Source organism: Chromatiales bacterium, assembly GCA_014762505.1.
In the GTDB taxonomy this organism is placed as follows: Bacteria; Pseudomonadota; Gammaproteobacteria; order SpSt-1174; family SpSt-1174; genus SpSt-1174.
Window position 1 is genome coordinate 23,876 of record JABURS010000033.1, and the last position, 18,870, is coordinate 42,745.

General features: G+C 67.3%; 17 protein-coding genes. 8 read left to right on the plus strand and 9 right to left on the minus strand.

What is annotated here, in order from left to right:
• Positions 1-61 precede the first annotated feature (61 nt).
• From HUJ28_06075 to HUJ28_06100, 6 genes are read right to left on the minus strand one after another with little or no spacing between them, the layout of a single operon-like run.
• Entirely contained in the window at positions 62-862 is an 801-nt protein-coding gene (locus tag HUJ28_06075; GenBank protein MBD3619019.1) for an energy transducer TonB, read from the minus strand.
• Positions 862-1,284: a biopolymer transporter ExbD gene (locus HUJ28_06080; protein ID MBD3619020.1), complete on the minus strand. Its 423-nt coding sequence runs from the start codon at positions 1,282-1,284 to the stop codon at positions 862-864. Before HUJ28_06080 ends, HUJ28_06075 begins: the two co-directional genes overlap by 1 nt.
• A complete protein-coding gene (locus HUJ28_06085) occupies positions 1,281-1,661 on the minus strand; it encodes a biopolymer transporter ExbD (protein MBD3619021.1) in 381 nt (126 codons plus the stop codon). The genes HUJ28_06080 and HUJ28_06085 overlap by 4 nt, the downstream gene beginning before the upstream one ends.
• A gap of 22 nt (positions 1,662-1,683) precedes the next feature.
• The gene (locus HUJ28_06090; protein ID MBD3619022.1) at positions 1,684-2,427 is read right to left on the minus strand and encodes a MotA/TolQ/ExbB proton channel family protein; all 744 of its coding nucleotides are present in this window, start codon (positions 2,425-2,427) and stop codon (positions 1,684-1,686) included.
• 2 nt (positions 2,428-2,429) lie between these two features.
• A complete protein-coding gene (locus HUJ28_06095; protein MBD3619023.1) occupies positions 2,430-3,557 on the minus strand; it encodes a PepSY domain-containing protein in 1,128 nt (375 codons plus the stop codon).
• A 19-nt stretch (positions 3,558-3,576) separates the two neighbouring features.
• Positions 3,577-5,712: a TonB-dependent receptor gene (locus tag HUJ28_06100; protein ID MBD3619024.1), complete on the minus strand. Its 2,136-nt coding sequence runs from the start codon at positions 5,710-5,712 to the stop codon at positions 3,577-3,579.
• Positions 5,713-6,084: 372 nt separating this feature from the next.
• Between HUJ28_06100 and HUJ28_06105 the strand changes: the two genes are divergently transcribed.
• From HUJ28_06105 to HUJ28_06120, 4 genes are all read left to right on the plus strand, one after another.
• Positions 6,085-7,752 (plus strand): GGDEF domain-containing protein, encoded by a 1,668-nt coding sequence (locus HUJ28_06105; GenBank protein MBD3619025.1) that lies wholly within the window; start codon positions 6,085-6,087, stop codon positions 7,750-7,752.
• A gap of 138 nt (positions 7,753-7,890) precedes the next feature.
• On the plus strand, positions 7,891-8,355 hold the full coding sequence (locus HUJ28_06110; GenBank protein ID MBD3619026.1) for a thioredoxin family protein: 465 nt from the start codon (positions 7,891-7,893) through the stop codon (positions 8,353-8,355).
• Positions 8,355-9,584: a hypothetical protein gene (locus tag HUJ28_06115; protein MBD3619027.1), complete on the plus strand. Its 1,230-nt coding sequence runs from the start codon at positions 8,355-8,357 to the stop codon at positions 9,582-9,584. The genes HUJ28_06110 and HUJ28_06115 overlap by 1 nt, the downstream gene beginning before the upstream one ends.
• 78 nt (positions 9,585-9,662) lie before the next feature.
• Positions 9,663-11,489 (plus strand): SLC13 family permease, encoded by a 1,827-nt coding sequence (locus tag HUJ28_06120; protein MBD3619028.1) that lies wholly within the window; start codon positions 9,663-9,665, stop codon positions 11,487-11,489.
• A gap of 15 nt (positions 11,490-11,504) precedes the next feature.
• On the opposite strand, the gene HUJ28_06125 is transcribed toward HUJ28_06120, so the two are convergent.
• The gene (locus HUJ28_06125) at positions 11,505-12,137 is read right to left on the minus strand and encodes a trimeric intracellular cation channel family protein (GenBank protein ID MBD3619029.1); all 633 of its coding nucleotides are present in this window, start codon (positions 12,135-12,137) and stop codon (positions 11,505-11,507) included.
• 61 nt (positions 12,138-12,198) lie between these two features.
• Positions 12,199-13,371, minus strand: a complete 1,173-nt coding sequence (locus HUJ28_06130) for an MFS transporter (protein ID MBD3619030.1) — start codon at positions 13,369-13,371, stop codon at positions 12,199-12,201.
• 161 nt (positions 13,372-13,532) lie between these two features.
• Between HUJ28_06130 and HUJ28_06135 the strand changes: the two genes are divergently transcribed.
• The 4 genes from HUJ28_06135 to HUJ28_06150 all read left to right on the plus strand — a co-directional run bounded on the left by HUJ28_06135 (position 13,533) and on the right by HUJ28_06150 (position 18,034).
• Positions 13,533-14,843 (plus strand): APC family permease, encoded by a 1,311-nt coding sequence (locus HUJ28_06135; protein ID MBD3619031.1) that lies wholly within the window; start codon positions 13,533-13,535, stop codon positions 14,841-14,843.
• Positions 14,844-14,852: 9 nt separating this feature from the next.
• Positions 14,853-15,935 (plus strand): calcium/sodium antiporter, encoded by a 1,083-nt coding sequence (locus HUJ28_06140; protein ID MBD3619032.1) that lies wholly within the window; start codon positions 14,853-14,855, stop codon positions 15,933-15,935.
• A gap of 87 nt (positions 15,936-16,022) precedes the next feature.
• Positions 16,023-17,738, plus strand: a complete 1,716-nt coding sequence (locus HUJ28_06145) for a cation:proton antiporter (GenBank protein ID MBD3619033.1) — start codon at positions 16,023-16,025, stop codon at positions 17,736-17,738.
• Between the two features lie 26 nt (positions 17,739-17,764).
• Positions 17,765-18,034: a hypothetical protein gene (locus HUJ28_06150; protein MBD3619034.1), complete on the plus strand. Its 270-nt coding sequence runs from the start codon at positions 17,765-17,767 to the stop codon at positions 18,032-18,034.
• On the opposite strand, the gene HUJ28_06155 is transcribed toward HUJ28_06150, so the two are convergent.
• On the minus strand, positions 18,031-18,738 hold the full coding sequence (locus tag HUJ28_06155; protein ID MBD3619035.1) for an arginyltransferase: 708 nt from the start codon (positions 18,736-18,738) through the stop codon (positions 18,031-18,033). The two genes, HUJ28_06150 and HUJ28_06155, sit on opposite strands and share 4 nt — an antisense overlap.
• Positions 18,739-18,870: the final 132 nt, after the last annotated feature.

Sequence of the window (18,870 nt, forward strand, 5' to 3'; positions counted from 1 at the left end):
CTGTGATTACCTGGCTTGCCAGGCGGCTCCTCGAGTCTTTCGTTCTGAGGTCTGATACAGGCTAGCGCAGCCGGAACTCCACCGGGATGCGTAGCTGCAGCCGCGCCTCGTCGAGTGCCGGCGGGAAGGGCGGCAGCGGCCGGGCGCGTCGGAGCATCTGTTTCACCTCCCGGTCGAGGATGGGACTGCCCGCGCTTTCTTCGATGTGAAATTCCAGTACTTCTCCCGATCGATCGATGACGAAGTAGAGCAGGGCGGTGCCCTCCAGCCGGCGCAGTCGTGCCTGGCGGGGATACTGGCGGTGGCGCTCCAGCCAGGCCCGCAGCGTGGCGAGGTAATCGGCCTCTGCACCGGGTGTGCCGCCGCCGGCTGACTGCCCGGCATTCATGGCGGGTGGCTGTGCTGCCCGAGGGGTGGCGGCAGGCGGTTTTGGCGCAGCAGGAGCAGGTGTCGGCACGGGCTTAGGCGCGGGTGCGGGCTCTGCAGGGTCGGGGCGCGGTTCCGGTTCCGGTTCCGGTTCCGGTTCCGGTTCCGGTTCGGGTTCCGGTTCGGGTTCCGGTTCGGGTTCGGGTTCGGGTTCGGGTTCGGGTTCGGGTTCGGGTTCGGGTTCGGGTTCGGGTTCGGGTTCGGGTTCGGGTTCCGGCTCCAGTTCGGGTTCCTGTTCGGTCGCCTTCGACGTCTCCGTTTCCCGGGTTGCGGCAGGTTCTGATGGCGCCGCAGCCACCAGGCCGATCTCGATGCCGGCCTCGCCGGTGGCGGCGGCCGAGGATGCGGGCGGTTCGTACAGTGCCATGGCCGCCACCAGGTGTGCGGCCACGGCCAGTGGCAGGGCGATCCACCAGTGTCGACGGCGCGGCGACATCAGTGCGCGCGCTCCAGGGTAAGCAGGTGGATGCGCTGCACGCCCGCCTCGCGCAGGGTGCCCATCAGCGTCACCAGTGCGGTGGCCTCGACCTGCGCATCCGCCTTGACCTGGACCCGCTCGGGTATGTCGCCCGTCCCGGCCTGCAGTGCCGCGCCCAGGGTCTCCGGACCGGTTTCCCTGCTGCCCACGGCCAGCCTGCCGTCCGCACCCAGATGGATGACGGTGAGGCGCTCTTCGGCTTCAGGGGCGTCGGCCTCGGGTGGCTGGATGGCAAAGGGTTCGGCCTGCTGGAGGCTGCCGGCGATCATGAAGAAGATCAGCAGCAGGAAGACGATGTTGATGAGCGGCAGGATGCGCTCGTCGTCATCGTCTCCGGCGGATCGATGCGCCGGCAGGAAGGGATTCTGCGACACCTTCATGACCCGCGTCCTGCCTCCACCAGCGCGGCATTGGTGGCCCCGGCCTGCCTGGCCTGGTCGAGTGCATCGATGGCGGCCTGCAGCGCTACGCCGTTGCGCGGCTCGATCAGTATGCTCGCGCCGGGATGGGTTGCGAGGTGACTGGCGATGAACGCGGATAGGGCGCCCGGCGCGATGGCCCGGCCGCCGATGCGCCAGTCGTCCGCAGCGTGCAGCACGATACGCAATGAGCTGTCCTCGCCGCGCGCCGCCGTGCCGGGTGCGCTGACGGCGAGGTCGAGGCTGCGCCAGTCGAGAAAGTTCGATACCAGCATGAAGAACACGAGCAGGATGAAGACCACGTCGATGAGCGAGGTGAGGCTGACCCGGGCGCGCATGCGCCCGGCCGCGTGAAGTCCCTCAGCCCGGAACGGTTGCACTGCGTCCTGCCACGGCGCGTTCGGCATGCGACTGCTCCTCGATGTTCTGTGCGTGCAGTTCCTGTTCCTCCCCCAGGCGTTCGGTGAAGACCTGCGAGACGGCATCGTTCATGACATGTGCCAGGCGTGCGAGGCGGCGGTCCAGCAGGTTGACGATGACGATGACCGGGATGGCGACCGCCAGACCGACCGCGGTGGTGAGCAGGGCCTCCCAGATCCCGCCGGACAGCACCGAGGGATCGACGCGTGCACCGGCCGCCTGCAGCTGCTGGAAGGCCTTGATCATGCCGAGCACGGTGCCGAGCAGGCCGAGCAGGGGGGCGAGGCTGGCGATGACCTCCAGTGCGCGCAGGTAGGCGCGCAGCTGCTCCAGGCGTTCGGCGCCCAGGCGATAGACCTCCTCGCGGATCTTCGCCTCGGGCAGCTCGCGCAGCTGGCCGCGGATTGCCGCAGCGAGCACCTGTGCCACCGGGTTGGGCGAGTGGCGGATCTGCATGAGGGCCTCGCGCCGCCGACCGCCCCGATGCAGGGCCAGCGCATTGCGCACGGGGCGCTGCTGGCCCAGTCGTGCAGCGCGGAACTGCAACAGCTTGACCAGCAGGATGCTCAGCGCGAGCACCGACATCGCCAGCAGGATCATCACCACCGGGCCGCCGATCTGCAGCCAGGCGAGGGCATCGGTGAATGGTCCGTTTGATCCGGGTCGGGTGAGCAGATTTTCCATTATCAGGACCTCCTTGCCGCGAGGTGTTGGGCCTCGATTCGGGTTGTGTCGGTGCGCGCTCTCTCTCGACGCAGCCGGCGCTTGCGCCACCAGACGTAGCCGCCGGTGAGCAACAGCGCGAGCGGCAGCAGGCCGGTGAACAGGACGAGCAGGCGGCCGGGCAGGCCGAAGGCGGCGCCGATGTGCAGCGGATACTTGTAGTCCGAGACCCGTACGCCGGTACCGGCCGTACGCCAGTCGTGCACCTGCAGCACCTCGGCGCTGTAGGGGTTCACCGCGATGAAGCTGCGGCCGTTGGGATGGGGGTTGGACGCATGGCGCAGCCGCACTACCGCGGCCCGGCCGGGCTCGCGCGGAAACGTCACCGACACCGGCGTCGCCTCCGGCAGGCTGGCCTGTGCCTCGCGTATCCAGGCAGAGACCGGGGCCGTCGCGGACGCCACCGCCACCTGTGGCGGCGGCGCCGGCGTGGGGCCGCCGAACAGGCTGACGAGCCAGCCCAGGGTGATGCCATGAAACACCAGCATCGCCCCGGTGACGACCACGACCAGGATGAAGGGGGCGGCAATCGCCCCCGTCACCCGGTGCAGGTCATACATACGCGGCAATCCACCGGCCGACCACTTGATCCGAAAGGCCTTGCCCGGGGCGCGCCGCGACGGCCACCACAGCACCAGTCCGCTGATGAGCATGACGATCAGGGCCAGTGCCAGGTAACCCGCCACCTGTTCGCCGGTCTCGCCGGCGAGCAAGTGGACGTGCAGATCCCAGAGAAGTCCCATGACGCCGGCATGTTCGGCCCGCGTGCCGAGGATTTCGGCCGTGTACGGATTGACGAAGACATGCCGTACCTGTTCGTCGTCGATGCGGAAGACGAAGGGTTCCTCTGCCGTGCGCGGCAACCTGACTGCGCCCAGCGGGACATCCGCAAAGTCCGCCTGCACGCTGGCCACGGCGGCATCCACGTCCTGCGGAATGGCCTGTGGCGCCACGCGCAGCAGTGTCGGGTTCAGCCAGGCATCGATCTCGTCGTCGAAGACCAGGATGCTGCCGGTGAGTGCCGTCACCGCCGCCCAGATCCCGACCGAGAGCCCGAGCAGCTGGTGCAGTTTGCGCAGGAATGCCTTCATGTGTCTGTCCCGGCCTGCCTCAGAACTGGGTCTGGTAGCTGGCCGTCAGCGTGCGTCCGCGGCCGGCAAAGTAACGGTCATCCAGGTTGGTACCGGTCTGCGAGTAGTAGGTGATGTACTGCTCGTCGAGCAGGTTCTCGATACCGAACTGGAAGTCGCCGACGCGGGTGCGCTTGCCAATGGTCAGATCGACCAGGGTGTAGCCCTCGAAGTCCTGGCCCACGGGCGCATTCAGGCCCTCGAAGTCGCGATCCATGAAGTGCGACAGCTGCAGGCGGCCGGAGAACGGGGCCATGCCGTACTCGTCCCAGGCGAGGAACAGGTTGAGCCGGTCGGGGCTCACGTTGATACCGTCCAGGTCGGTGTCCACATTGTCGTCGCCGTCGGAGTCATAGCGGCCGCGTACCTGCGAATAGAGGGCGCCGGCCTTCACCGAGTCGGTGAGCTGACGGGCCAGTGAGACCTCGAGGCCCTCGATCTCGGTCTTCTCGCGCCGCACCTCGTAGACGCCGCCGACGTTCTCCAGGCGCGAGCCGAGGTCGGAGTCGGACCAGAAGTAGGCGGCGTGCAGGGTCCAGAGGCCGTCGCCGTAGTCCACGCCGATCTCGCGGTTGTCGGAGATCACCGGTTCCAGGGTCAGGAAGTCATCCACGCTGGTAGCGGCGCCGGGGGCGCGCAGCACGCGACCGACATCGGGCATGGTGAAGCCTTCGGAATACGAGGCGTAGAGCGACCAGCTGTCACCCAGGTGGAAGACCGTGCCGAGGTTGTGCAGGGTCTCGTCGAACTCGGGTTCGCCACCGGCGATGTCGGTGCCGCCGGCGCTGGCGATGATGGTGTAGTCGTCCACCTCGAGCCGGACCATTTCGTGGCGCAGGCCGCCGCTCAGCTGGAGCCGGCCGTCGAGCAGCGCCTGGTTGATCTGCACGAAGGGGGAGAGGCTCTGGAAGGTGGATTCGGGCACCCACTCGCGGTCGGTCTGGGCGAGCACCTGGCGGGTGGTGTCTGCCAGATAGGCCGCGCCGCCGGTCACGGACAGGCCGGGGATACCGACCTGGTCGTGGCCATAGGTCAGCTTGAGGCCGTGTTTCTCCGACTGGTTCTGTGACTGGTCGTAGAGGGTGCCGGCCGGGGCGATGGCCGGATCCTGGAAGCTGGCGAAATAACCGCCGCCGTACATGGCCGCGAAGTCCTGGTAGAACAGCTGGGCCCGGAGCTGGCCGCCGGCCAGCGCGGCATGGCTGTAGTCCAGCGAGGCGGTGGTGACGTCGTTCTCGGCCGGGAAGCCTTCCTGCTCACCCTTTTCCGCGCTGGCGGGCGTGCCGGTGCTGCGGTCGCCGCTGATCAGCGCATAGTCGCCGTTGCCCTTCAGCCGATAGCGGTTGACCATGAACTGCAGGCGCTGTTCGGGGCTGAGGTTGTAGCCGGTCTTCAGGAACAGGTCGTGACTCTCGGAGTCGGCCAGGTCGCCCTGGGTGTTGTCCACGCCGATGGGATCGCCATCGGCATCGTAATACAGCCCGCGGCTGTAATAGGTGGCACCCACGGTGAGGTCGGTCTTCTCCCAGCGGCGCCCGCCGATGTACACGCCCTTGTAACCGAGGCCCTCGTCATGCAGTCCGTCGTCGATACTCACGCGCGTCTTGATCGTGTGACTCCAGTCGGTGGACTGGGCGGCATTCCAGGTCTGCAGGTTGATGATGCCGCCGGCGGCGCCCAGACCCTGCACCGCGTTGGAGCCATTCACGACCTCCACGCGCTGCAGCAGGTCGGGGTCGATGGTGTGCGCGTCGCGCGAGCCGTCGCGCAGCGGGTTGCTCTGCGGTACGCCGTCGATCAGGTACAGCGGGCTGCGTCCGCGCAGCGATTCGCCGTAGCTGGTCATCTTTTGACGCGAGGGGGCAAAGCCCGGCACGAGGTTGCCGAGGATGGCGGACAGGTCATCCGTGACGGCGGCCTGGGTCTCGAGGTCTTCCCTGTCGAGGATGGTGACGGTATTCGGTACGGCCGAGGCGTCTGCTGCGCGCAGGGCCTCCACCCGGATGGGGGCGACCTCCGCCGTGTCGGCGGCCAGCAGCGCGGGGGTGGCGAGCATCAGGCCGCAGGCAGTCAGGAGTACGGCAGCCGGTGCGGCGGTGGAGACAGGGTGTCCCATGGAAAGACCTCCAGGTTAGTCAGCGGTGATCGTTGGCTGGCTACCTGACCCATGGGGCAGGATGGCTGGCGAATAGCGAATGAGAGTGATTCGCAATATTATTCCAATGGCGATGCGCCTGTCAATCGGTGCCGCTCGAGGGGGCAGACTTGAGAGGTAGGGTGTGCCGGGGGAGAATGCGGTATGCCACGGGCAGGACGGCAGGGTCTCGGGGGGAGGCCAGCGGTATCCGCACGACGTGGGGCACACGATAACAAGAATCAGAACGCGTTTGGGGGGCACTTGCTACAGACCGAATTCAGGGCACGCGGCCGCGTGCCGGGGACGCTGCGTTTAATCTTGCTGCCCAGCCTGGTCCTGCTGTGCCTGGCCATGGCGAGCCCGTCGCTGCGAGCGGCCGCACCCGCGCCGGCGGCGGTGCCCATCCACGACCTCAGTCATCTCTTCCTGCGGGAGCCGGCCTGCTTCTGGGTGGCCGACCGGGATCTGGAGATCACGGAGCTGCCACTGGATGCCTTCCGGCCGCTGACCGATGACGATGTCAACCAGGGCATTACCGGCAGGACCTTCTGGCTGCGGGTACGCCTGTCCAACGCGCAGGGGATGACGCCGCGGCGCTGGGTGCTGCACCACGAGACCAGCTATCTCGACGAACTCGTCGTCTACCATGCCGATAACGGCGCGCCTCTCAGCGAGCGCCACCTGAGCGACCGCGTGCCCTTCCACCAGCGGCTGGTGGACTACCGCACCCTGGCCTTCGAGCACACCACGCCGGCCGGCGCCTACACCGATCTCTATCTGCGCCTGAGTTATCAAAAGCCGGACTCCATGTCGCTGAATCTGCAGCTCTCGCGCGCCGATCTTTTCTACAACGCCTCGCGCCAGGAGTACCTGGTGTACGGCGGCTTTTACGGCATGATGCTGTCGCTGCTGCTGATTGCCATCGTGTTTGCCCTGCTGCTGCGTCAGCGGGTGTTCCTGGTCTATGGGCTGTTTCTCGCCGCCAGCCTCGTGATGTGGGCCATGCTGAACGGATTCGGTTTCCAGTATCTCTGGCCACGGGCCGTCTACTGGCACAACGAGGGCTTTCACATCGTCTTTCTGCTGGTGTCGATCACGGCGCTGCATTTTTCGCGGCTGTTTCTCAAGACGGCGAGCTTCTTTCCCGGGATCGACCGCCTCATGCAGGGGCTGCAGTGGCTGTTCGCGGCCGGGATCGTGTTGCGTTTCGCCGGCCCATACGAGCCGGTGCTGTATCTCTCCTTTGCCTCCCTGCTGCTGCTCGCCCTGCTGCCGCTGCTGGGTTATGCGGCCTACCGGCGCGGGCTGCGTTATGCGCGCTGGTATGCCATGGCCTGGGTGTTTTACGGCCTGGGGCTGCTCGTCAGCGTACTGAGTGCGGGCAGTTCGCTGCTGCACTGGGGCATGGCGCCGCTGGCCTTTGCACAGGCAGGCAGCGTGCTCGAGGCGGTGTTTCTGCTGGTGGCGCTGGGCGAGCGCCTGCAGGGCTGGGACCGGGATCGTCTGCAGGCATTGGCCGTGGCGAACCAGGACCCGCTGACCCGCCTGGGAAATCGCCGTGCGCTGCAGGAGGCCTTCGCCCGTCTGCAGGCGGATCGTCGCGCCGGTGATCTCCCGCTGGTCCTCATCCTCATGGACCTGGATCATTTCAAGGCGATCAACGACGAGTACGGTCACGAGGCCGGTGACCAGGTGCTGGTGGGTCTGGCCCAGCTGATGCGACGGACCTGTCGTCCGCAGGATGTCTGCGTGCGTTATGGCGGCGAGGAGTTCGCCATCCTGCTGCAGGTGCCCGGGGCCCACGAGGCGATGGAGATCGCCGAGCGGATTCGCCGCGACTTTGCCGCCAACCCCACACCGTACAAGGGTCAACGGATCCGCCATACCCTGACCGCGGGGCTCAGTCGCCCGGTGACACCGGATGCCGGCCTGTCCCAGGAGGCCATCTTCCTGCAGGCCGATGACGCGCTGTACCGTGCCAAGCGGGCCGGGCGCAACCGCAGCCTGCTCGCGGACTAGCCGGGCCTGTGCATCTGCACAGCCACTGGCAGTGGCATAACGGCTTGCAGCCCCGGGCCGGTGATGTCTGAATAGCGCCATGCGGGTCATCCCGCCATGTTTCTGCCGGGCGGTTACCCATCGCCCCTGGAGGATGAGATGTTGCGAATCGTGTTGCTGCTGTGTTGTGCCGTCTTCGCCACTGCGGCGCAGGCCGATGCCCCCAAGGGCTATCCCTTCCTGGATTTCGACCAGGCCATGGCGCAGGCGGCCGAGGACGGCCGCCCGATCTTCGTCTACTTCGGCCGCTACGGCTGCGGCTACTGCGAGAAGACCAACAAGGAGGCCTTCTCCGATCCTGCAGTGCGCGAGCGCTACATCGAGCACTACGTGCTGGCCTATGTGGATGCCGAGAGCGGCAAGCGCCTGCGCCTGCCCAGCGGTGAGCGCATCACCGAGCGCGAACTCGGCACGCGCTACGATGCCTTCGTCACGCCGGTCTTCTCCTTCATCACCCCGCAGGGCGAGGTGTTGCACCGCATGGTCGGCGTGCAGCGCATCGAGGACCTGATGCAGGCCGACGAGAAACTGCAGGCCATGCACGGCGGCAAGGGGGCGCGCTGATGCCGCGCAACGGACTGGTCGTCGCCGCCTTGCTGGCCCTTTCGCTGGGTGCGGCGCCTTCCCGGGCCGATCTCTGGGAATTCTCGCCACCGCTCGAGGTGACTGACGCCACCGGCGAGCGCATCTTCCATCACCTGGAGTCGGCAGGACGGCGCAATGTCGCGGTCTCGGCCGGGATGGTGGCCGTGGCCTGGGAGGACGACCGGGACGGCACGCCGCGGGTGTACCTGGCCCGCAAGGGGCTGGAGGATGCCGGCTTCGGCGAGTCGCTGCGCGTGAGTGGCGAGGGCGAGGCCTACGAGCCCTCGCTGGTGGCCGTGGGCGATGGTCGGTTCGCGCTGGCCTGGGAAGAAGACGGACAGGTGCATGCCCGTGTCGTCGACGCGGATCGCCTGGGGCCGGTGTTTCGCGTCGCCAACGACGATTCGGTGCAGGCGAGCCTGGCCTGGCAGGACGGTGACCTGCTGCTCGCCGCCGCCGAGCGCGAGGCGCGCTTTTCACGCATCGTACTGCATCGCCTGAAGATCGATCCGGAGCTCGCGCTGCGCGAACGCCGCGCCTGTCCGGTGGAGGCCGCCGCGCCGAAGGACGAACAGCTCTACCCGAGCATGACCGTACAGGCCGGGCAGGTGGTCGTGGCCTGGGAGGACCGCCGGCCGGGGCATACCATCATCATGGCGGCCGCCAGTCCGGTCGCGGCACCCTGCGAATTCTCCCCGGTACAGCGCATCAGCCAGCGCGACGGGGACGGCGCGGGCCGCAACATGCCCTACGGCAAGGGCCACGGCGTCGCGCGCGTGGCGCTGGCGGCCTTCGGCGCCGAGTCGGTGTTCGCCGCCTGGGCCGACAAGCGCAACTTCCGTGAAGGCTACGACATCTGGGGTGCCCCCTGGCAGCCGGCAACGGGCTTCGGTGCCAACGAGCGCGTACAGGATGATTTCGGCGGCGTGGCCCAGCAGTGGCATGCCACCGTGGCGGGACATCCGGACGGTACCCTGGTGGTCGCCTGGGACGACGAGCGCGACGGCAGCCCCAGCGTGGTGATGAGCTGGCGTGAGGACGGGGTCTGGAGCGACGACGTGGTGCTGCCCGGCGCCGGCGGTCCCGGTGAGCAGGCCAACCCGAGCATCGTCCTGGATGCCGACGGCAACCTGCACGCCGCCTGGGTGGAACGCGCGGAGACCGGCGGGCCGACCCGGCTGCGTTACACCTTCGGGCGCGCACGCTAGACCTTTTTCGTTCGGGCATATACAGGCAGTATCCGGGATACCGGCCGGTCCAGCCGGGGCTGAAGGAAGGGGCGGGGGATGACGGGCGAGCAGCTGGTGGTCTTCGGGGTGCTGGGGGCGGCGCTGCTGCTGTTCGTCTGGAACCGCTGGCGTTACGACATCGTCGCCCTGCTGGCCCTGCTCTTCGTGACCCTGGCCGGGCTGGTCTCGCCCCAGCAGGCCTTTGCCGGTCTCGGCCATCCGGCGGTGGTGACGGTGGCGGCCGTGCTGGTCCTGAGCCGCGGTCTCATGAACGCCGGGGTGGTGGATCACCTCGCCCGGTTCCTTTCCCGGGTGGGAGACCGCCCGGCGGTGCAGGTCGTCACGCTCACCGTGGTCGTGGCCCTGTGCTCGGCCTTCATGAACAACGTCGGTGCCCTGGCCCTGCTCATGCCCGTGGCCATCTGGATGGCGCGCAGGAGCGGCCGTTCGCCGTCCCTGCTGCTCATGCCCCTGGCCTTCGGCTCCCTGCTCGGCGGCACCATGACCCTGATCGGTACCCCGCCCAACCTCATCGTTGCCAGCTATGCCGCCCGGGCCTCGGACACGGGCTTCGGCATGTTCGACTTCCTGCCCGTGGGCCTCGGCATCACCCTGCTCGGCATCCTCTTCATCGGGCTGTTGGGCTGGCGGCTGATCCCGGTGCGACGAGCGGCGGCGGGTGTCGACGAGCTCTTCGACGTGGGGGATTACCATACCGAGTTGCGCATCACGCAGGATTCGAAGTTCGCCGGGCGCACCCTGCACGATCTGCGGGCCGCCGTGGAGGACGAGGCCGACCTGGCGGTGGTCGACCTGGTGCGCGACGGTGTGCAGCGTGGCATGCCCTCGATCTACTTCGTGCTGCAGGAGGGCGACATCCTGCTGGTACAGGCCGATGCCGAGGATCTCAAGGGCGTGATGGATCTCACCGGGCTGGCCCTGGCGGAGACGATTCATGACCACGAGGCCCCGGATGAGGCGCCGGTGGAAGAGGGAAAGGAAAAGAACGACGGAAAGGACACCGCCGGCGAGGTGCAGATGGCCGAGGTGATCGTCACCCCGGCCTCCTGGCTGGTGGGAAAGACCGCGACCATGCTCAACCTGCGCGAGCGCTACGGCATCAACGTGCTGGCCGTGGCGCGGCAGGGCCGGCGCCTGCGCGAGCGCCTGGGACGGATCCGGTTCATGGCCGGCGACATCCTGCTGGTGCAGGGGCGCGAGGAGGCGGTGCAGGTCGCCTACACGGATCTCTGCTGCCTGCCCCTGGCCGAACGCGGCCTGCGTCTCGGGCGCCCGCACAATGCCCTGCTGGCCCTCGCGATCTTCGGCCTGGCCCTGTTGCTGGTGGCCCTGGAGTTCCTGCCTGTGGCCACGGCCCTGGTGGCCGCCGCCCTGGCAATGGTGCTGTCGCGGTTGCTCTCCATCGACGAGGCCTATCGCAGCATCGACCTCTCGATCATCCTGTTGCTGGCGGCCATGATCCCCGTGGGCGAGGCGCTGGAGCGCACCGGCGGGGCGGCCCTGATCGCCGAGGGCCTTCTGGCGCTGGCCGGCAGCCTGTCGCCGGCGGGGATGCTGGCCCTGCTCATGGTGGTGACCATGCTGCTCTCCAACGTGGTCAACAACGCCGCGGCGGCCATCCTGATGGCACCGATCGGCATCGATCTCGCGCGCGGTCTGGACGTCTCCGCCGATCCCTTCCTGATGGCCGTGGCCATCGGCGCCTCCTGTGTCTTCCTCACGCCCATCGGGCATCAGTCCAGTACGTTGGTGATGGCGCCCGGAGGCTATCGGTTTCACGACTACTGGCGCATGGGCCTGCCGCTGTCGCTCATCGTGGTGGGGGCGGGGGTGCCGCTCATCCTCCGGGTGTGGCCGCTGTAGGCAGCCCGCCCACGTTCAGCGGGCATGGAATTTCGGCAGGCCGATCTCCCAGCGCATGGCGACGAGCCGGCCGATGAAGATCAGCGTACCCGCCGCGAGCTCGGGCCAGGGCGTGACCAGCCCGACGCTGTACAGCGCGATGAGCACCAGCGCGCCGCCCCAGGCCAGGGTGGCGTAGAGCGTGCCCTGAAACACCACCGGCTCCTCGTTGCACAGCACGTCGCGCAGGATGCCACCCATCACCCCGGTGACCAGTCCCATGAAACTCGCCACCAGCCAGGGCGCGCCCATGGCCAGCGCCACCTTGGTGCCGACCACGGTGTAGAGCGCGAGACCGAGTGCGTCCGGGATCAGGAACAGGCGTGGCGGCAGCGGGATGCGGCGGGCGAGGAAGAAGGTGAAGAAGGCCGCGACGATGCCGACGACGAGATAGGTCTGGTCCTGCACCCAGAACACCGGGCGGTCGAGCAGCAGGTCTCGCACCGAGCCGCCACCGATGGCGGCGGCCAGGCCGATGACGATCATGCCGAACAGGTCGAAGCGCTTGCGCCCGGCCTCCAGCACGCCCGAGGCGGCCGATACCGCGACCGCCGTCTGGGTGATCCAGTAGGTGGCGGTCCCGAGGACGATGCCGGTGGTTGTGCTCATGGATGGACTCCGTCGCCCCGTGGCCAGTATGCGCCCACTATAGCCAAGCGGCGCAGGTGCGTCAGCCGACGGTGCAGGCACGGCGCTGCAGCCTGAGCCACATCACCGCCAGCAGCACCAGGAGGATGGCGGGCAGTACGCCGGCATTCACCGCCTGCCAGCCATGGTGATGCTGCAGCCAGCCGGCCGAGAGCGAGGCCAGGGTGACGGTGGTGAAGACGATGAAGTCGTTGAGCGCCTGGCTCTTGGCCTTCTCGGCCTCCGTGTAGGTCTCGGTGAGCAAGGTGGTGGCGCCGATGTAGAGGAAATTCCAGCCCACGCCGAGCAGGAACAGCGCCAGCCAGAAGTGCCACACGTCGGTACCGAGGAAGTTGATGCCGACGCAGGCGAGGTTCAGCAGGGCGCCCCACAGCAGCACGTTGAGCACACCGAAGCGCTGGATGAGCGTGCCGGTGAGGAAGGATGGCGCGAACATGCCGAACACGTGCCACTGGATGACGAAGGCCGTGTCGCTGAAGTCGTGGGCATGACCCTTCATGGCCAGCGGCGTGGCCGTCATCACCAGCACCATGATGCCGTAGCCGAGCATGCCGGCCAGCACCGCGACGATGAAGGCAGGCTGGCCGGCGATCGTGAGCAGGGGGCGACCATGGGCCCGGACCACCTGTCGGCTCGGGCGGGGGATGTCGAGGAAGAACAGGGCGAGCACCGACAGGGCGTACACCCCCAGCAGCGTGGCGTAGCTGCCGGCAAACTCCGGCGTGCCCATGAGGCCGTTGGTCCAGTTGGCGAGGTTGGGACCGAGGAAGGCGGCCACCACGCCGCCGGCCAGCACGTAGGAGATGGCGCGTGCCCGGTAGTCCTCGGTGGACGCATCGGCCGCGGCAAAGCGGTAATAGATGGCGAAGCCGTTGAACATGCCGACAAGCATGGTGGACAGACAGAACAGCCAGAAGTCGTGATGCAGTATCGCCATGACGGCACCCACCGCACCCAGCATGCCCAGCAGCAGGCCGAGCAGGAAGCCGTTGCGCCGACCGAGGCGCTGCATGACGAAGGAGGCCGGGATGCTGGTGAGCATGGTGGCGAAGAACTGCAGGGCCAGCGGTATGGTGGCCAGCGACTTGTCCTCTGCCAGCAGGAAGCCGACCAGCGAGGAGGTGGCGACGATGAGCGAGTTGCCGGTCATCATCATGGCCTGGGCGAAGGCCAGCAGGAAGACGTTGCGTTTCATGGACTGCATGGTGTGGGTGGCATGGTCACGTAAAAGAGGGGGAGATTGTACGGCAATCGGCGGCCGGCGGGCGCTGTCGGCGTGACCCTGATCGCAGCGATGATCGGTTGTTTGCAGTGATGCCGTCTAACCTGCAGGATGTAGTGATACAGGGAGTCGCCATGTCACGTTCACCCAGTTACGAAAAGAACAGCCTCTCGCTGACGGGCGCCGTTGCCCTGGGCACGGGCGTCATGATCGGCGCGGGCATTTTTGCGCTTACCGGTCAGGTGGCGGAACTTGCACGCGAGTGGTTCGTGCTGGCCTTCGTGGTGGCGGCTGTCGTCTCCGGTTTCAGCGCCTACTCCTACGTCAAGCTGTCCAATGCCTATCCCTCGGCGGGTGGCATTGCCATGTTCCTGCAGAAGGCCTACGGCAGGAGCACCGTCACGGCGGCGGCCGGTCTCCTGATGTACGTATCCATGGTCATCAACGAGAGCCTGGTCGCGCGCACCTTCGGTACCTATACCTTGCAGCTCTTCGATGTGGGGCCCGACAGCTGGCTGGTGCCGGCACTGGGCGTGGGCCTGCTGTTCTTCGCCTTCCTGGTGAACATACGGGGCAACCGGTTCATCCAGTCGTTTTCCTTCTTCATGGCCTTCGTCAAGATCGGCGGCATCGTGGTGTTCTCCGTGGCCGGCTTGTGGGTGGCGGGATTGTCCCTGGAGAGCGTCTCCGTCTCGCCCGATGACACCACGGCCGGTGGCTTCCTGGCCGGCGTCGCCCTGGCGGTGCTGGCCTACAAGGGCTTTACCACCATCACCAACAGCGGGTCCGAGATCATCGATCCGCACCGCAACGTGGGGCGGGCCATCATCGTCGCCATCGGCCTGTGCCTGCTGCTGTATCTGCTGGTCACGTTGGCCATCGGCGGCAACCTCACGGTGGACGAGATCGTCGCGGCGCGGGATTACGCCCTGGCCGAGGCGGCGCGCCCGGCCTTCGGCGATGCCGGCCTGTGGTTCACTGTGCTGTTCGCCATCGTGGCGACGGTCTCCGGGGTGATTGCCAGCGTCTTCGCCGTCTCGCGCATGCTGGCCATGCTCACCGACATGAAGCTGGTGCCTCATAGTCACTTCGGCATGCCGGGCAGCATCCAGCGGCACACCCTGGTCTATACGATCGTCATCGGCATGCTGCTCACGGTGTTCTTCGACCTGAGCCGGATCGCCGCGCTGGGTGCCATCTTCTATCTCGTCATGGACATGCTCATCCACTGGGGTGTGTTGCGCCGTCTGCGCCAGGAGATCGAGGCCAGTGCCGTGATCCTGGTGATGGCCATCGTGCTGGATGCCGTGGTGCTCGTGGCCCTGCTGGTGGTGAAGGCCCAGTCCGACATGCTGGTGCTGTGGGCGTCGCTGGCCGGCCTGGTGGTGATCTTCACCGGCGAATGGCTGTTCCTGCGGTATCGTGCCGAGGATGAAGTTTCATGACCCGACGCGATGGGCATCAGGAGGGATGACGTCATCATGTTGACTGCCGTTTCCATGCTGGCAGGACTGGCCCTGCTCATCGTGGGTGCCGAGGCCCTGGTGCGCGGGGCCTCCCGACTGGCCGCACGCCTGGGCATGGCGCCGCTGATCATCGGGCTGACCGTGGTCGCCTTCGGCACCAGCGCCCCCGAGCTGGCGGTGAGCGTGGATGCCGCCCGTTCGGACATGGCGGGGGTGGCCCTGGGCAATGTGGTGGGCAGCAACATCTTCAACGTGCTGTTCATCCTCGGCCTGTCGGCGCTGATCACCCCGCTGCTGGTCTCGCGCCAGCTCATCCGCCTGGACGTGCCGCTGATGATCGGCGTGTCGGTACTGGTCTGGCTGCTGGCCATGGACGGCCGTCTGGGCCTGGGCGACGGTCTGCTGCTGGTCGCCGGGCTGATTCTCTATACCGGATTTCTGTTCTATCAGGGGCGGCGGGAATCCCGCAGGGAAGAGGTCCCGGTGAGCACGGGCAGCTGGCCGGTGAACCTGGTCCTTATCGCGCTGGGTCTGGCGGCCCTGGTGCTGGGGGCGCGCTGGCTGGTGACGGGGGCGGTCTCGATCGCCACGGCGCTGGGTGTGAGCGAGCTCGTGATCGGTCTGACCATCATCGCCGCGGGGACCTCGCTGCCCGAGGTGGTCACCTCGCTGGTGGCCAGCCTGCGCGGCGAGCGTGACATCGCCGTGGGCAATGTGGTGGGCAGCAACCTGTTCAACCTCATGGGGGTGCTTGGCATCGCCACCCTGGCGGCGCCCGGTGGCATGCCGGTAAGCCCGGCGGTGATCGGTTTCGATCTGCCGGTGATGATCGCGGTGGCCTTCGCCTGCCTGCCGATCTTCTTTACCGGCGGTGTGATCTCGCGCTGGGAGGGGGGGACCCTGTTCGGCTACTACCTGGCCTATACCCTGTTCCTGATCCTGGCTGCGACCACGCACGACGCGCTGCCGCTGTTCAGCGCGGCCATGCTCTGGTTCGTGCTGCCGATTACCGCGCTCACCCTGCTGGTGCTGAGCTGGCAGTCGCACCGGCGGCACCGTTTGCCAGGCTGAGGGTTTTCCGCCGGGCGCCGATTCGCGGTAACCTGATAACCGACAGGCCCGTAGCCGACGGGCCGATGACGCCGGGCCTCATTACCGATGCATCTCGACAGTTTCGTTACCTCCGCCCTGATCCTGCTGCTGGTCACGGCCTTCGCCGTGGCCCTGTTCAAGCATTTCGGGCTGGGCTCCATCCTCGGCCTGCTGGTGGCGGGCATCATCGTCGGTCCGCATTCGCCCGGGCCCTCGCTCACCGATCACGTGGAAGAGGTGCGTCACTTCACCGAGCTCGGCGTGGTGATGCTGCTGTTCGTCATCGGGCTGGAGATGAAGCCGAGCCGGCTGTGGGCGATGCGGCGCGAGGTGCTGGGGCTCGGTTCGCTGCAGATCCTGATCACGGGGGCGGCCATCGGCAGCTATTTCCTGCTCTACCAGGAGCGCTGGCAGGCTGCCCTGCTCATCGGCCTCACCTTCGCCCTGTCATCCACCGCCTTCGTGCTGCAGATGCTGCACGAGCGCGGCGAGATCGCGAGCCCGCACGGCAAGACGGCCTTCTCCGTGCTGCTGATGCAGGACATCGCCATCGTGCCGCTGCTGGCCATCGTGCCCATCATGTCGGCCAGCGGGCGGCTGTCTTCCGAGGTGCCGCTGTGGCAGCAGATCCTGATCGTGCTCGGCATGCTGGCGCTGATCGGGGTGATGGGGCGCTACGTGCTGCCCTGGGTGCTGGACCGTCTGGCGCGCAAGGGCAACAAGGAAGGCTTTCTGCTGTTCGTCATCATGACGGTGTTCCTCGCCGCCTGGGCCATGGACATGGCCGGCCTGTCCATGGCCCTGGGCGCCTTCCTCATGGGCATGCTGCTCTCGGGCTCCCGCTACCGCCTGCAGGTGGAGGCGGCCATCGAGCCCTACAAGGGCCTGCTGATGAGCATGTTCTTCGTCGCTGTGGGCATGTCCATCGACTTCGAGGCACTGGCCGCCGACCCCGTGCTCTTCGCCCAGCACACCGTGGTGATCGTCGCCATCAAGTTCACGGTGCTGTTCCTGCTGGCCCTGGCCTTCGGTTATGCGCAGGGGCTGTCGGCACGGGTGGCGATCCTGCTGGCGCAGGGCGGGGAGTTCGGCTTCGTGCTGTTCGGCGCGGCCAAGGCGCTGAACGTGATCGATGACGCCACCTTCGTCATCGCCGTGGGCGTGATCTCGGTGACCATGCTGGCCACGCCGCTGATGGTGCGCCTCGGCGATGCCCTCGGCCGGCAGGTGGCGCGCCGCCGGGTGAAGGACTCCGCACCCTTCGAGCCCGTGGATGCGGCGGGCGAGCAGCGTGTGGTCGCGCTCGGTGGGTATGGCCAGGTGGGGCATGCGGTGGCCGTGCTGCTGCATTCCAGCGGGGTGCCCTTCGTCGCCTTCGATACCGATCCCGCGCGTGTGGCCCAGGGGCAGCGCGACGGGTTTCCCGTGTATTTCGGCGATATCAGCGACCCGGACCTGCTGGAGGCGGCGCACGTCGGCCGTGCCGCGCTGGTGGTGCTGACCATCGACAAGGTGGCGGCCAGCCTGAACGCCATCTCGCACATCCGCATGCGGTTTCCCAACCTGCCCATCGTGGCGCGCGGGCGCACGCTGGAGGATGTGACCCGGCTCACCGAGGAGGGTGCCACGCACGTCTTCCCGGAGGCGATGGAGAGCAGCCTGCGTCTCGGGCGCCTGGCGCTGGAGATGATACAGGTGCCGGACGACGAGGTGGACGAACTGCTGCACGACGTGCGGTCGGGCGGCTATCGTCTGGTATCCAAGGAAAGCGATGCGGCCTGAGGGTGGCCGCTCAGGGAGGTGTGGCGATGCGAAGATGGCGTTTTCCGATCTCGATGCTGGTGCTGGGCGGTCTGGCCTTCTGGTTCAGCGACCTGTCCAGCAAGGCCTGGCTGCTGTCTGTCATCCTGCCGCTGCTGGTGGCGCTCGCCCTGGTCTCGCTCATGGTCTGGCTGGTGCTGTTTCTGCACGAGGAGGGCTTCGACGATGCCTGGTTCGCGGAGGGTGAAACCGAGCAGGGTCAGGAATCGGGCGAGGGTGGCCCGGTCGACGTGGACGATGGCGGCAGCCCCGGCTAGCTGGGGAGGATCTCCTGCCACTCGCCCTCGATCAGGCCCTCGACGGGGCGGAAGCGGTGCTTGTAGTTCATCTTGCCGCATTCCGGGATGAAGTAGCCCAGATAGAGATGCGGCAGGTGGCGGCGCTGGGCCTCCTCGATCTGCCAGAGGATGGCGTAGGTGCCGAGCCCGCGTGCGATGCCGTCCTCGGGGTCGGAGAAGGTATAGGTCGCCGACAGCCCGTTGGGCAGCAGATCGGTGACGGCCAGCCCCAGCAGTCGCTTGCCTTCGCGAAATTCCACGAACAGCGTGTCGCACCAGTCCGAGACCAGGAAGTTCTCGAAGGTCTCCGGCGTGGGGTCGTCCATGCCGCCACCGGGATGGCGGCCCTGTAGATAGCGTTCGTAGAGGGCGAAATACTCGTCGTCGGCCCGTGCCGGCATGCGGAACACGCCGAGGTCGGCGTTGCGCCGGAGGTTGCGGCGCTGGCTGCGGTTCGGGCTGAAGCGTTCCACCGCTACACGGGTCGGGATGCAGGAGCGGCAGCTCGGGCAATGCGGGGCATAGACGTGCTCGCCGCTGCGGCGAAAGCCGCGGGCGATCAGGTCGCCGTAGACCGCCGTGCTCATCTGCGCGCGCGGGTCGGCCACGGCGCTTACCGCCAGCTGGTCCGGACGGTAATTGCAGTCATGCGGCAGGGTGGCGTAGAAGCTGAGTCGTTTCATGTCGGGCCATGCTCGAGCAGTGTCAACGACTCTAGCACAGGCCCGGTGGGCCCGAAATGCAGGGCATCACAAACGGCGGAATCGGGACGATACGGGGAGTAGTGATAAAGGACGGGGCTTTCGCCCCGTCAA